The organism is Mycolicibacterium aurum (assembly GCF_900637195.1).
GTDB lineage: Bacteria > Actinomycetota > Actinomycetes > Mycobacteriales > Mycobacteriaceae > Mycobacterium > Mycobacterium aurum.
Genome location: NZ_LR134356.1, coordinates 651,559 through 663,910 on the forward strand (window position 1 = coordinate 651,559; position 12,352 = coordinate 663,910).

A 12,352-nucleotide genomic window follows, 5' to 3' on the forward strand; every position below is an offset into this window, starting at 1 on the left:
GCTCGGCGCGCTACAGCGTGTGCAGAGGCGCCGGCTTCAGTGCCGACGTCGCCACCAGGCTGATCACGGCCGTCGCCACCAGATATCCGCATGCCAGCCACGGCGCTCCGCCGGCCGCGCCGATCAGCGCTGTCAGAATCAGCGGTGTCAGGCCCGACGCGTAGACACCGGACAGCTGATAGACCGTCGACAGTCCCGTGTAGCGGATACGGGCGGGGAACAGCGAGGCGTACAGCGTGCCCTGTGCGCCGTAGAACAGCGCATGGACGACGCCGAACACCACCACCATCCCTACCGCGTACCACCCGATGTTCCTGGTGCCGAACAACGCGAACACCGGGTAGACGGCGACGGCATAGGCGGCGATCCCGACGAGGTAGATCCGTTTGGGGCCATAGCGGTCGGCGAGTAGGCCGGAGACGGGAAGCAGCACAGCCATCAGCAGCGCCGCCCCCGTGACCGTGAGCAGAACCGGGACCTTCTCCAGCTTGAGCGTGCCGGTGGCGTAGGCGATCGCGAACACACCCCAGGTGTTGAACGCCGCGCCCTCGCCCCACCGCGACAACATGCCCAGCACTGTCGACTTGAGGACGGGTGGCCGGAACACCTCCTTCAGCGGCACGGCGGCGCGGTCGTCGCTGTCGCGCACCTTCTCGAAGGCGGGGGTCTCGCTGGCCTTCAGCCGCACCACCACGCCGAAGATCACCAGCACGATGCTGAGCAGGAACGCGATCCGCCACCCGTAGGCGAGGAACGCATCGTCGGGCAGCGCGATCTGCAGCAGCGCGAAAACCCCTGTGCCCAAGGCAAGTCCGAGAGCCAAGCCGATCTGCGGAACGCTGCCGAACAGTCCGCGCCGGCGAGGCGGACCGTGCTCGACGGCCAGCAGCACCGCCCCGGCCCACTCGCCGCCGAGGGCGAAGCCCTGCACGATGCGTAAGAGCAGCAACAGGATCGGGGCGAGCACCCCGATCTGGGCGGCCGTGGGGAGCACCCCCATCAGGGCGGTCGCGACGCCCATCAGCAGCATCGTCAGCGCCAGGGTCTTCTTGCGGCCGATGCGATCGCCGACGTGACCGAATACGAAACCGCCGATCGGACGTACGACGAACCCGACCGCGAACGTCGCGAAGGACAGCATGGTGCCGACGAACGTCGTCTGATCGGGGAAGAAGGCCTGGTTGAACACCAGGCTCGCGGCGGTGGCGTAGAGGAAGAAGTCGTACCACTCGATCGTGGTGCCGACCAGGCTCGCCCACAGGGCTGTCCTGGCCTGCGGCGTCACGGTCTGCTGGTCGCTCGCCTCGCCGGGCGCATTGGTCACGGTCACGAGGATCCATCACCGCAAGATGTGCGCCGCCAGACCAGGGTTTTGCGCGTGATGATCCCAACAGCCGGATGAAACGGGCGGTCGGGGGAGTTCACTGTGGGCATGACCACCGCTGAGACGATGACGGCCGTCGGCGCATTCGCCGCCGAATCCCTGGATGAAGGCCTGCGCGACGTGACCACCGACGTCCCCGAGCTGCGACCGCGTGACGTGCTGGTGCGGGTGCAGGCCGTGTCGGTTAACCCGGTCGACCTCAAGGTCAGGGCCGGGCTGGCGCCGTCGGCCGAGCCGGTGATCCTCGGCTTCGACGCCGCCGGCGTGATCGAGGCGGTCGGGCCCGAGGTGAGCACGCTGAGCACCGGCGACGAGGTCTGGTACGCGGGCGACATCACCCGGCCGGGCAGCTACGCGCAGTTCCAGGCCGTGGACGAACGCATCGTGTCGCGCAAGCCCGCGTCACTGTCGTTCGGCGAGGCCGCCGCGCTGCCGCTGACGACCATCACCGCCTGGGAGTCGCTGTTCGACCGGTTCGGCCTGACCCGCGAGTCGACAGGCGACCTGCTGGTGCTGGGCGCGGCGGGCGGTGTGGGCTCCATCATGATCCAGCTCGCGAAGGCATTGACCAGGGTCCGGGTGATCGCGACCGCCAGTCGCGACGAGTCGCGTGCGTGGGCGACGAGCATGGGCGCCGATCTGGTGGTCGACCATCACCATCTGCAGGAGGAGACGCTGGCCGCCGTGCCCGGCGGCGTCGACTATCTGTTCTCGCCGCACTCGGCGGGCAACATCGATGACTACGCTGCCATCGTCAAGCCGTTCGGTCACATCACCGCGATCGACGAGCCGGAAGGGCTGGAGCTCAGCGTCCTGAAGGCGAAAAGCATTGCGTGGCATTGGGAACTGATGTTCACCCGGTCGATGTTCAGCACGCCCGACATGATCGAGCAGCAGCGTCTGCTGGCCGCGACGGCCGAGATGGTCGACGCCGGCACGGTGCGCACCACGGTCACCAGGATCATCGAGGACTTCTCGGCGGCGGGTCTGCGGGAGGCCACCCGCGACGTGGAGTCCGGGCGGATGTCCGGCAAGGTGGTCGTCAGCCGTTGAGCGGGACGCAGTCGTCGCCGCAGCCCGACGCGGTCGGCGTGCCTGCAACGGCGGGGCGGTGCAGCACCGCCCCGGTGGGCCGGACGGCCAGACCGTCACCGGCCACCGACGCCGCGCCGTCCACGATCAGCGAGTAACCGCCCGCTTCCCGGGGCGGCCAGACGAGCGTGACCTGTGGATGCGCCGAGGAGTTGCGGCGGGTGCTGTTGCCGACCGAGTCGATCTGCAGCACACCGTCGGTGAGCACCGGGTCCACCGCCACGGTGTGCGCGCGATAGTCGTCACCCACCGTCACCAGGTAGGCGAACGAGAAGTCGCCGAGTGTGTCGGCCAGCGTGTCCAGATCCACCTTGACGCTCATGGGCTGAGAGTAGGCGCTCGGGAACAACGACGGCAGCACGCGTAGTTTCCGAAGGCATGCCGCTTCCTACGCCGTCACCGACCACCACTGCCGTCGTCACCGGGGCCTCGTCGGGCATCGGTGCCGACCTGGCGCGCGAACTCGCCGCCCGCGGCCAGGGCGTCACGCTGGTGGCCCGCCGGGAGGACAGGCTGCGTGAGCTGGCCGACGAACTCTCCGGACCCGTTCGCGTCGAGGTCATCGCCTGCGACGTCGCCGATCCTGCCGCGCGTGCCGATCTGTTGGCCGAGGTGCAGCGCCGAGGCCTGACCGTGGACATCCTGGTCAACAACGCCGGCCTCGGGACCGTCGGGCCCGTGGTGGACTCGACGCCCGAGGCCGAGATCCAGCAGGTCCGGGTCAATGTGGAGGCCGTCATCGACCTGTCCACCCGTGCCGTCGCGCAGATGGTGCCGCGGGGACGCGGCGCCATCCTCAACGTGGGATCGACCGCGGGATTCCAGCCGTTCCCCGGGCAGTCCGGGTACGCGGCGACGAAGGCGTTCGTCCGGTCCTACACCGACGGCCTGCGCGGCGAGCTCGCCGGCACCGGGGTCACCGTCGCCGCGCTGCACCCAGGTCCGGTGCGTACCGAGTTCCTCGAGGTCGCGGGAATGGACGAGCGCACGTTCGCCGACGCGTTCCCGAAGTTCATGTGGCTGAAGTCGCGGGACGTCGCCAAGGCGGGTATCGACGCGCTGGCCGACGACCGCGGCAGCGTGATCCCGGGCGTGCAGAACGCGATCCCCGCCCGGATCTTCGAGTTCCTGCCGCGTCGACTTCTGTTGCCGCTCCTCAAGAGCCAGCATCCGGCGCTACGGAAGTAGCGGCCAGGGGCGCATCCAGCCCTCGACCGGCAGATCCAGGCCGTTGCATAGCGTGCAGATGGTCCGGTACCAGCCCACGGCGATCAGCAGCTCCATGCGCTGCTCGTCGGAAAGGTTGCGCCCCAGAGCATTCCAGGTTTCCGTCGACCACGAACCGGTGTGTTCGAGTTCGTCGACGGCGTCGATCAGCACCCACTCGTCGTCTGACCAGTCCGCGCCGGCGCGGGTGACCAGCGCGTCGCATTCGGCGTCCGAGACTCCGGCGATGGGCCCCCAGAACGCTGCCTGGCCGCCCCACTCGTAGGCGCAGCCGACCAGCGCGCAGATCCGCAGGATGGCGATCGTGCGCACCCGCGGCGGCAGTGTCGTGTCGACATAGAGCGCCTCGCCGAGCGTGCGCAGCTTGGCGGCCAACGCGGGGTGTCGCTGCAGGCAGCGCACCAGCAGCAGAGGTTCGTACGTCCGGTCGGGGTGACCCCAGCTGTTGATCCCGGCGGCGTCCTGCTCGCTCCACGGCGGAGCCAGCGGCGCGACCCTGCTCATGCGGTCGGTGCGGGCCTGCGCCCCCTGATCAGGGTGCCCGGGCGCGCATCGGTGGGCGCGCCGTTTTCGGCGATCACCTCGCCGGACACGATGGTCGCGACGTAGCCGTCGGCGGCCTGATCCAATCGGCGCCCACCCGCGGGCAGGTCGCTGACGACGACCGGCCGGTGCAGGCGCAGCGCGGCCGCGTCGATGACGTTCAGATCGGCCTTGTAGCCCGCCGCAATCCGGCCGCGGTCCTGCAGGCCGGCCACCCGCGCCGGCACCGACGTCAGCTCACGGACCACCTCGGCGACCTCGAGCCGGCCGGACGGCCGGTCCCGTACCCAGTGCGTCAGCATGTAGGTAGGAAAGGATGCGTCACAGATCATCCCGTAGTGCGCGCCCCCGTCGCCGAGCCCCAGCACGACGTCGTCGCGCCGGATCAACTCGGCCACGGTGTCCAGCGAGCCGTCCCGGAAGTTGGCCAACGTGACCAGCAGCATCGCGTGGCCGTCGTCGTCGAGCAGCCGGTCGTAGGCCTCCTCCAGCGGGCTGACCCCGCGCGCCTTGGCCCGCGCGCCGATCGAATCCGACTGTGCAGGTTCATAATCGGGCGGGTCGGCGAGGGGGAACATGTAGTCCCAGGCCTGCGCGGCGAACATCAGCGGGTGCCCGTCGGATGCCGGCTTGTCGTTGAGGATGCGTTCCCGCACTTCCGCTTTGCGCATCTCGGCGACGCGTTCGGCAAGGGGCAGGTCGGCGATCTCCCGGTAGGAGGGGTACATCACGAACGGGTTGCCGGACAGGTCCAGGCCGAGAACCAGGCCGATGGGGCGCGGGAAGATCTGGCCGGTGACATCGCCGCCGTTGGCGTTGGCCTTCTCCACCATGCGCAATGCGTCGAGGTGGATCGGCGGGCCGGCGTTGCCGATCGCGAGTGTGAACGTCACGGGCAAGCCCACCTCGGAAGCGACGTCGAAAACCGCGCTGAGCGCTCCCTCGTAGTCGCCGGCCATCAGGTCGGGCACGAATTGCAGCAGACCGCCGCCGGCATCGTCGACGCCGCGGGCGATGGCCTCGATCTCCGCGTACTCCGCCTCGTAGCTCGGAATGGGTTGTCCGCCAGAGGTTTTGTGTAGGGTCAACCGCGACGACGCGAAACCGAGCGCACCGGCGTGCACGGCCTCGGCAGCGACCTTGCGCATCATCGCGAGGTCTTCGGTGGTCGCGAGCTCGCGGTCGACACCCCGTTTGCCCATCACGTACACCCGCAGCGGTGAATGCGGCAGGAACGCGGCCACGTCGATATCGCGCCGGCGCGCGGCAACGGCGTCGAGGAACTCCGGGAACGTCTCCCACTGCCACGGCAGTCCGTCCACCATCACGACCCCGGGGATGTCCTCGACGCCTGCCATGACGTCGACGAGGACGTCGTGGTCCTCGGGCCGGCACGGTGCGAATCCGACGCCGCAGTTGCCCATCACGGCGGTGGTGACCCCGTGCGCGGAGGACGGGTTCAGCCGGTCTGACCAGATGGCCTGTCCGTCGTAGTGGGTGTGCAGGTCCACGAAACCCGGCGTGACGAGCAGGCCGGTCGCGTCGATCTCGCGGTCACCCTGCCCGTCGACGGAACCGACGGCGCAGATGACTCCGTCGCGGACGGCGACATCACCGGTATAGGGCTCACCGCCGAGACCGTCGACGATGGTTCCCCCGCGAATCAGAAGGTCATATGTCATGCCTCGAATGTACGGTGAGCCCATGATCGACCACTTCGGAATCAACTGTGCGGATTGGGAGAAGTCGAAGGCCTTCTACGACAAGGTTCTCGGCGTCCTCGGGTACACCCGGCAGATGGACTTTCAGGTCGCGGTCGGATACGGCGTCGAGGGCAAACCCGACTTCTGGATCGCCGACATGAGCACCGGTGACGCGGCGGGTCCCAACCGCGAGATCCATGTCGCGTTCCAGGCCGCCGACGCCGACGCCGTGCGGGCGTTCTACGACGCGGCGCTGCAGCTGGGCGCCGAGTCGCTGCACGCGCCGCGGCTCTGGCCGGAGTACCACCCCGGCTATTACGGTGCCTTCGTCCGCGACCCGGACGGCAACAATGTGGAGGCGGTGTTCCACGGCGGCGGCCCGCAGGACTAGCGCGTAGCTTGGCGGACATGGCCGATATCGCTGCTGCACAGGAGATTCTCCGAGACTCCTTCACCCGTCTGTCCGAACATGCCGACGACCTGACCGATGGCCTGACCGACGAGGTCGCCTACTACCGGCCGGCCCCGGAGGCCAACACGATCACGTGGCTGATCTGGCACACGGCCCGCATGCAGGACGCGCAGTTGTGCGACCTCGCCGGTATCGAGCAGGTGTGGTTCCGTGACGGCTGGGTGGACCGGTTCGCCCTCGACCTTCCGCGCGACGAGCACGGTTACGGCCACACCCCCGACGACGTCGCCAAGGTGCGGGCGCCCGCCGACCTGCTCGCCGGTTACTACCGCGCGGTCCACAAGGTGTCGTTGGAGTACGTGGCGTCGGTGTCGGCCGACGACCTCGCCCGGGTGGTGGACGAACGCTGGACGCCGCCGGTGACCGCGAGCGCACGTCTGGTCAGCATCATCGACGACGCCGCGCAACACCTCGGCCAGGCGGCCTACATCCGAGGGCTCGTGCGCTGAGCACGCTGATCCGGTGGTGGCCGCTCGGCGGCCTGGTGGGCCTGATCGTGCTCGGCCTGGCCGTGGGCAAGGGGTCGACACCGCTGGACGACTGGTTCCAGCAGCTCGGCGGCCGGTATCCCGAGCTCGGCAGGCTGCTGGTGTTCACCGACGGCCGTGTGGTGCTCACCCTGTGGGCGATCGTGGTGATCGTCGCCCTGCTGCAGCGCAGGTGGCGGCTGGCCGCGGTCGCCGCGGTGACACCGGTGGTCGCGGTGATGGCGGCACGGCTGGCCAAGCGGATGTTCGGCCGGCTCAAGGAGGGCGAAATCGCCTACCCGAGTGGGCACACGACGCTTGCCCTGGTGGTCGTCGCGACCGCCGTGCTGCTGGTCGGGGTGGCGATGTGGACGGTCGTCGTGGCGGTGGCGGTCATGGTGCTCGCCGTCATCGGGCAGGCCGTCTCCTATCACTACTTCACCGACACGATCGGTGCGCTGTTCCTCGGGACCGCGCTGGTGGCCGTCACGGTCCGCGCCGCCAAACTTGACAGGTGTCAACCCGAGGGCGACGTGGATCACAGCCCTGGTTAGCATTGGGGTCATGACTGCGACGTCCGACGTGCACCTGCCCGAGCCGTTCACCGGCACCGGCACCATCAAGAGCCCGGCCACCGACAGTGTCGTCGGCGAAGTGCGCTGGACCGATCCGGCCGACGTTCCCCGCATGGTGGCCGGTCTGCGCAGCGCCCAGCAGGAATGGGCGGCACGCGGGCCGAAGAGCCGCGCGAAGGTGCTGGCCCGCTACGCGGTGTGGCTCGGCGAGCACCGCGAGGAGATCGAGAGCCTGCTGATCAAGGAGACCGGCAAGTCCGCGGTGGACGCCGCCCAGGAAGTGCCGCTGATCATCATGGTGATCTCGTACTACATCAAGACCATGGAGAAGGCGCTGGCGCCGGAGTCCCGGCCGGCGTCGCTGCCGTTCCTGGCCATCAAGAAGATCACCGTGCACTATCGGCCGCGCCCCGTCGTTGGTGTCATCGCGCCGTGGAACTACCCCGTGGCCAACCTGCTGATGGACACCGTCGGCGCACTCGCCGCCGGCTGCTCCGTGCTGCTCAAGCCCTCCGAGCGCACCCCGCTGACCGCCGAGCTGCTGCTGCGCGGCTGGATCGACTCGGGTGCACCCGATGTGATGGCGATCGTCCAGGGCGGCCGGGCTGCCGTCGAGGCCGTGGTCGACAACTCCGACTACATCCAGTTCACCGGATCGTCCGCGACCGGCGCCAAGGTGATGGAACGCGCTGCCCGCCGGCTCACCCCGGTGAGCCTCGAGCTCGGCGGCAAGGACCCGATGCTCGTGCTCGACGATGCCGACATCGAGCTGGCCGCCCACGCCGCCGTGTGGGGCGCGATGTTCAACGCGGGACAGACGTGTGTGTCGGTGGAGCGGGTCTATGTGCTGGCCGCGGTGTACGACCAATTCGTCGCCGCGGTGGTCCGCGACGTCGAGAAGCTCTCGATGGGGGCGGGCGACGGGCACGACTTCGGCGCGATGATCGACGAGAGCCAACTCGCGGTGACCGAGCGCCATGTCGCCGATGCTCTGGCCAAGGGCGCGACGGCGGCGACCGGCGGCAGGCGCGCCCCCGGCCCGGGCAGCTTCTACCTGCCGACGGTGCTCGTCGACGTCGACCACTCGATGGCGTGCATGACCGAGGAGACGTTCGGACCCACACTGCCGATCATGAAGGTGGCAAGCGTCGACGAGGCGATCCGGCTGGCCAACGACAGCCCCTACGGCCTGTCCGCCGCGGTGTTCTCCGCAGACGTTGCGCGTGCCGAAGCCGTTGCCGTGCAGTTGGATTGCGGCGCCGTCAACATCAACGACGTGATCTCCAACCTGATGTGCACCACCGCGCCGATGGGCGGATGGAAGACCTCGGGGATGGGTGCGCGCTTCGGTGGTGCCGAGGGCCTGCGCAAGTTCTGTCGTCAGGAGGCGGTGGTGGCGCCGCGCACCGCAGTCGGTGCGGGCGGCAACTACTACAACAACTCGCCCAAGGCGCTGAAGCGGATGAACACCCTGATGACCAAGCTCGCACTGATCGGGCCCAAGCGCGCGGCCAGATAATCCACCTGCCGTTCATCCCGCCGTCACCGTGCGGTCTGGACGGGTCGATAGCTTCTGCCGGTGACCATGCTCAAAGGCGCCGAGTACTACACCGTCCGCGATGACGACGACGACGATCCGGTGCTGGTGCACCACCCGAGCGGCTTCGAGGTCGACACCTGGCGCGAGGGTTACCCGTACGACGAGCGAATGGGACGCCCCGAGTACGAAGAGCAGAAGCGGCTCCTGCAGATCGAGTTGCTGAAGCTCCAGAACTGGAGCAAGGCCAACGGACTGCGGCACGTCATCGTGTTCGAAGGTCGCGACGCCGCGGGCAAGGGCGGCACCATCAAGCGGTTCATGGAGCACCTCAACCCCCGCGGCGCCCGGGTGGTCGCGCTGGAGAAGCCGACCGAACGCGAACGCACCCAGTGGTACTTCCAGCGCTACGTCAACCACCTGCCCGCGGCAGGCGAGATCGTGCTGTTCGACCGGTCCTGGTACAACCGGGCCGGCGTCGAACGGGTGATGGGCTTCTGCACGCCCGACCAGCACGAGGAATTCACCCACCAGGTCCCGCTCTTCGAACAGATGCTGGTCAACGACGGGATCAGCCTCACCAAGCTCTGGTTCTCGGTGACGCAGTCCGAGCAGCGCACCCGTTTCACCATCCGGCAGGTCGACCCGGTCCGGCAGTGGAAGCTCTCGCCGACGGACCTCGCGTCGCTGGACAAATGGGACGCCTACACCGCGGCCAAGGAAGACATGTTCGCGCTGACCGACACCGACACCGCGCCGTGGACGGTGGTCAAGAGCAACGACAAGAAGCGCGCCCGCATCAACGCCATGCGCTACGTGCTGGGTAAGTTCGACTACGACAACAAGGACCGCGAGGTGGTCGCCGAGGCCGACCCGCTGATCGTGGGGCGTGCGCTGGCCGACTAGCCGAGTCGGGGCCGGGCTGCGCGTCCCGGCAAGGAGGACCCCGTGCGGTTTCTGGCCGCGCTGCTGATGTGGGTGTTCACCACCGTCGCCCTGGCCGTCGCGGTGCCCGCAGTGTGGGCGCAGACACACGTGGTCAGTGAGGACGGCTACTCCGCACTGGCCGCGTCGGCGGCCAGGGACAGCCGGCTTCAGGACGCGATGGCCGCCGAACTCACCACCCAGGCGGTCGCGCTCGGATCCGACAACGGGTACAGCCTCAATCCCGAACTGGTCCGCGACGTCGCCAACGCCTACACCCGCAACTCCGGCTTTCCCGGGCAGTTCGCACAGGCCAACCGCATCGCGCACCGGTGGATGTTCACCGGTGCCGTCCCCAGCGGGAACTCCACCGACCAGTGGCTGATCGATGTCGCGCCGATGCTGTCGGATCCGTCGTTCACCGCGACGCTGGGCACCCTCGACCTGCAGGTACCCTCGTCACTGACCGTGCCCATCACCGTTGATTCGCCCGAGCTGCAGCCCGGCAAGCTGCGCTGGCTCGCCACGTGGGGGCCGTGGGCGAGCATCGGGGCAGCGGTGATCACCGGGATCTTCGCCCTGCTGACGGTGGCCGCCGCCCGATCGCGGGGCAAAGCGCTCACCGCTCTCGGTGTCTCGGCGCTGCTGGTCGGCGCCGCGGGCTGGGCGGCGATCGAGGTGGGCAGGCGCTATCAGGAGGCCGGGCTGAACCGCACGACCGGAGACATCCGCACCGTGGCCGAGGTCATGGTCGCCCACGCCGAGGGCAGCCTGCATCAGTGGCTCAACTACACGCTGTTCGCCGGTGGCGGGCTGGTGGTGCTCGGCGTGCTCGCCGCCGTCATCGGCGGTGCCGTGCGACGCACCGAGCGGCCCCCGATGACCCCGAACTAGAAAGGCTCTTCGTGGCGACAGACGGAACCGCCGAACTCGACGGTCTCGCCGGTTGGACCATCGACGTGACGGAACGCCTCGGCGGACCGGGCGCCGGCTTGGCCATTTTCCTGGAGAACCTCTTTCCGCCTCTGCCGAGTGAGGTGATCCTGCCGATGGCAGGATTCGCCGCCCGGCTCGGACAATTCTCCGCGGTGGAAGCGATCGTGTGGACCACCATCGGCTCGGTCACCGGGGCGTGGGTCATCTACCTCCTCGGGGCCTGGCTCGGCCACAACCGGATGCGCCGGCTCGCGACGAAGTTGCCGCTGGTGGACGCGGAGGACATCGACAAGTCCGCGGCGTGGTTCGAGCGTCACGGCGCCAAAGGGGTGTTCTTCGGCAGGATGCTGCCGCTGTTCCGCAGCTTCATCTCCGTGCCCGCAGGCACCGAACGGATGAATTTCGTCCTGTTCACGGTGCTGACCGCCCTGGGCAGCCTGATCTGGAACAGCGTATTCGTCGGGGCAGGGTATGCCCTGGGGGCCAACTGGCACCTGGTCGAGCCCTACGCGTCGACTCTGCAGTACCTCGTACTGTTCGTCGTCGTCGCGTTCCTCGGCTGGTTCGTCGTCACGCGCGTTCGTCGCCGTAGGGCGCGATGATGTGCGACGGGTCGGGCCGCCTGTCCGGCGGCGCCTGGCTGTAGTCACCCCACGGCCCGTCGCGGCGCTCGACGGCCGACCGGACGCCCTCGTTGGCGGCAGTGTCGATGAACTGCAACGCATCAGGGGTGTTGCGCATCAGGCCGTCGAGGACCCCGCCCAGCGTCTGCGTCGAGGCCAGCCCCATGTTCTCGTAGGCCTGGTTGACGATGAGCTTCTGCGCCTGAAGCTGGGACAGTGGAATGCCGGACAGCTTCTCGGCGATCTCGGCGACCCGCGCCTCCAGCTGCTCGAAGGGCACCGACTCGTTGATGAGTTCGACTGCGGCAGCTTCCTTTCCGGTGAGCGGCTCACCGGTCAACGAGTGCCACTTCACTTTCGCCAGACTCAGCCGGTAGATCCACATCCCGGTCAGATAGGCGCCCCACATGCGGGCATACGGTGTGCCGATGACGGCGTCGTCGCTGGCGATGACGAGGTCGGCGCACAGCGCGTAGTCGCTGGCCCCACCTACACACCAGCCGTGCACCTGGGCGATCACCGGTTTCGACGCGCGCCAGATGGCCATGAACTTCTGCGTCGGCCCGGTCTCCCGGGCACTGACCATCGCGAAGTCCTTGCCCGGATCCCACCTGCCGTCGGTGTTCATCGCCTCACCCCAGTGCGCGAACCCGTCGCCGAAGTCGTAGCCGCCCGAGAAGGCGCGCCCGGCCCCGCGGAGCACGATCACCTTGATCGCGGGGTCGCGTTCGGCCAGGCCGATCGCCGCCTCGATCTCGTCGGGCATCGGCGGAACGATCGTGTTGAGCTGGTCCGGCCGGTTCAGCGTGAGGGTCGCGACGGCCGCGCGGGTGGTGTAGAGCAACGTCTCGAAACGCGGTGGGGGCATT

At 68.6% G+C, this 12,352-nt stretch carries 14 protein-coding genes; 9 read left to right on the forward strand and 5 right to left on the reverse strand.

Going from position 1 to position 12,352, the window contains the following annotated elements:
- Positions 1 to 10: 10 nt before the first annotated feature.
- Positions 11 to 1,330: an MFS transporter gene (locus EL337_RS03080; RefSeq protein WP_048632359.1), complete on the reverse strand. Its 1,320-nt coding sequence runs from the start codon at positions 1,328 to 1,330 to the stop codon at positions 11 to 13.
- Between the two features lie 102 nt (positions 1,331 to 1,432).
- Here EL337_RS03080 and EL337_RS03085 point away from each other — a divergent pair, with 102 nt between their 5' ends.
- Positions 1,433 to 2,437, forward strand: a complete 1,005-nt coding sequence (locus EL337_RS03085) for a zinc-binding alcohol dehydrogenase family protein (RefSeq protein ID WP_048632358.1) — start codon at positions 1,433 to 1,435, stop codon at positions 2,435 to 2,437.
- Here EL337_RS03085 and EL337_RS03090 read toward each other — a convergent pair.
- On the reverse strand, positions 2,427 to 2,798 hold the full coding sequence (locus EL337_RS03090) for a hypothetical protein (protein WP_048632419.1): 372 nt from the start codon (positions 2,796 to 2,798) through the stop codon (positions 2,427 to 2,429). The genes EL337_RS03085 and EL337_RS03090 overlap by 11 nt on opposite strands.
- A 56-nt stretch (positions 2,799 to 2,854) precedes the next feature.
- On the opposite strand from EL337_RS03090, the gene EL337_RS03095 reads away from it, so the two are divergent.
- Entirely contained in the window at positions 2,855 to 3,664 is an 810-nt protein-coding gene (locus tag EL337_RS03095) for an SDR family NAD(P)-dependent oxidoreductase (protein ID WP_048632357.1), read from the forward strand.
- Here the strand turns inward: EL337_RS03095 and EL337_RS03100 are convergent.
- Positions 3,653 to 4,207, reverse strand: coding sequence for a carboxymuconolactone decarboxylase family protein (locus EL337_RS03100; RefSeq protein WP_048632356.1), 555 nt, complete (start codon positions 4,205 to 4,207; stop codon positions 3,653 to 3,655). The genes EL337_RS03095 and EL337_RS03100 overlap by 12 nt on opposite strands.
- Positions 4,204 to 5,928 carry an N-acyl-D-amino-acid deacylase family protein gene (locus EL337_RS03105; protein WP_048632355.1) on the reverse strand — a complete coding sequence of 575 codons (1,725 nt, stop codon included), beginning with the start codon at positions 5,926 to 5,928 and terminating at the stop codon, positions 4,204 to 4,206. Before EL337_RS03105 ends, EL337_RS03100 begins: the two co-directional genes overlap by 4 nt.
- 22 nt (positions 5,929 to 5,950) lie before the next feature.
- Between EL337_RS03105 and EL337_RS03110 the strand changes: the two genes are divergently transcribed.
- The 7 genes from EL337_RS03110 (at position 5,951) to EL337_RS03140 (ending at position 11,462) form a co-directional block, all read left to right on the forward strand.
- The gene (locus EL337_RS03110; RefSeq protein ID WP_048632418.1) at positions 5,951 to 6,340 is read left to right on the forward strand and encodes a VOC family protein; all 390 of its coding nucleotides are present in this window, start codon (positions 5,951 to 5,953) and stop codon (positions 6,338 to 6,340) included.
- Positions 6,341 to 6,357: 17 nt separating this feature from the next.
- Positions 6,358 to 6,870, forward strand: coding sequence for a mycothiol transferase (locus EL337_RS03115; RefSeq protein ID WP_048632354.1), 513 nt, complete (start codon positions 6,358 to 6,360; stop codon positions 6,868 to 6,870).
- A 35-nt stretch (positions 6,871 to 6,905) separates the two neighbouring features.
- Positions 6,906 to 7,442 (forward strand): PA-phosphatase, encoded by a 537-nt coding sequence (locus EL337_RS03120; protein ID WP_232786787.1) that lies wholly within the window; start codon positions 6,906 to 6,908, stop codon positions 7,440 to 7,442.
- A 10-nt stretch (positions 7,443 to 7,452) separates the two neighbouring features.
- On the forward strand, positions 7,453 to 8,982 hold the full coding sequence (locus EL337_RS03125; protein ID WP_048632352.1) for an aldehyde dehydrogenase family protein: 1,530 nt from the start codon (positions 7,453 to 7,455) through the stop codon (positions 8,980 to 8,982).
- A 66-nt stretch (positions 8,983 to 9,048) separates the two neighbouring features.
- Positions 9,049 to 9,906, forward strand: coding sequence for a polyphosphate kinase 2 (ppk2, locus tag EL337_RS03130; RefSeq protein WP_048632417.1), 858 nt, complete (start codon positions 9,049 to 9,051; stop codon positions 9,904 to 9,906).
- 42 nt (positions 9,907 to 9,948) lie between these two features.
- Entirely contained in the window at positions 9,949 to 10,818 is an 870-nt protein-coding gene (locus EL337_RS03135) for a hypothetical protein (RefSeq protein ID WP_048632351.1), read from the forward strand.
- Between the two features lie 11 nt (positions 10,819 to 10,829).
- Entirely contained in the window at positions 10,830 to 11,462 is a 633-nt protein-coding gene (locus EL337_RS03140; RefSeq protein ID WP_048632350.1) for a DedA family protein, read from the forward strand.
- Here EL337_RS03140 and EL337_RS03145 read toward each other — a convergent pair.
- Positions 11,431 to 12,351 (reverse strand): crotonase/enoyl-CoA hydratase family protein, encoded by a 921-nt coding sequence (locus EL337_RS03145; RefSeq protein WP_048632349.1) that lies wholly within the window; start codon positions 12,349 to 12,351, stop codon positions 11,431 to 11,433. The two genes, EL337_RS03140 and EL337_RS03145, sit on opposite strands and share 32 nt — an antisense overlap.
- Between the last annotated feature and the right edge of the window lies 1 nt (position 12,352).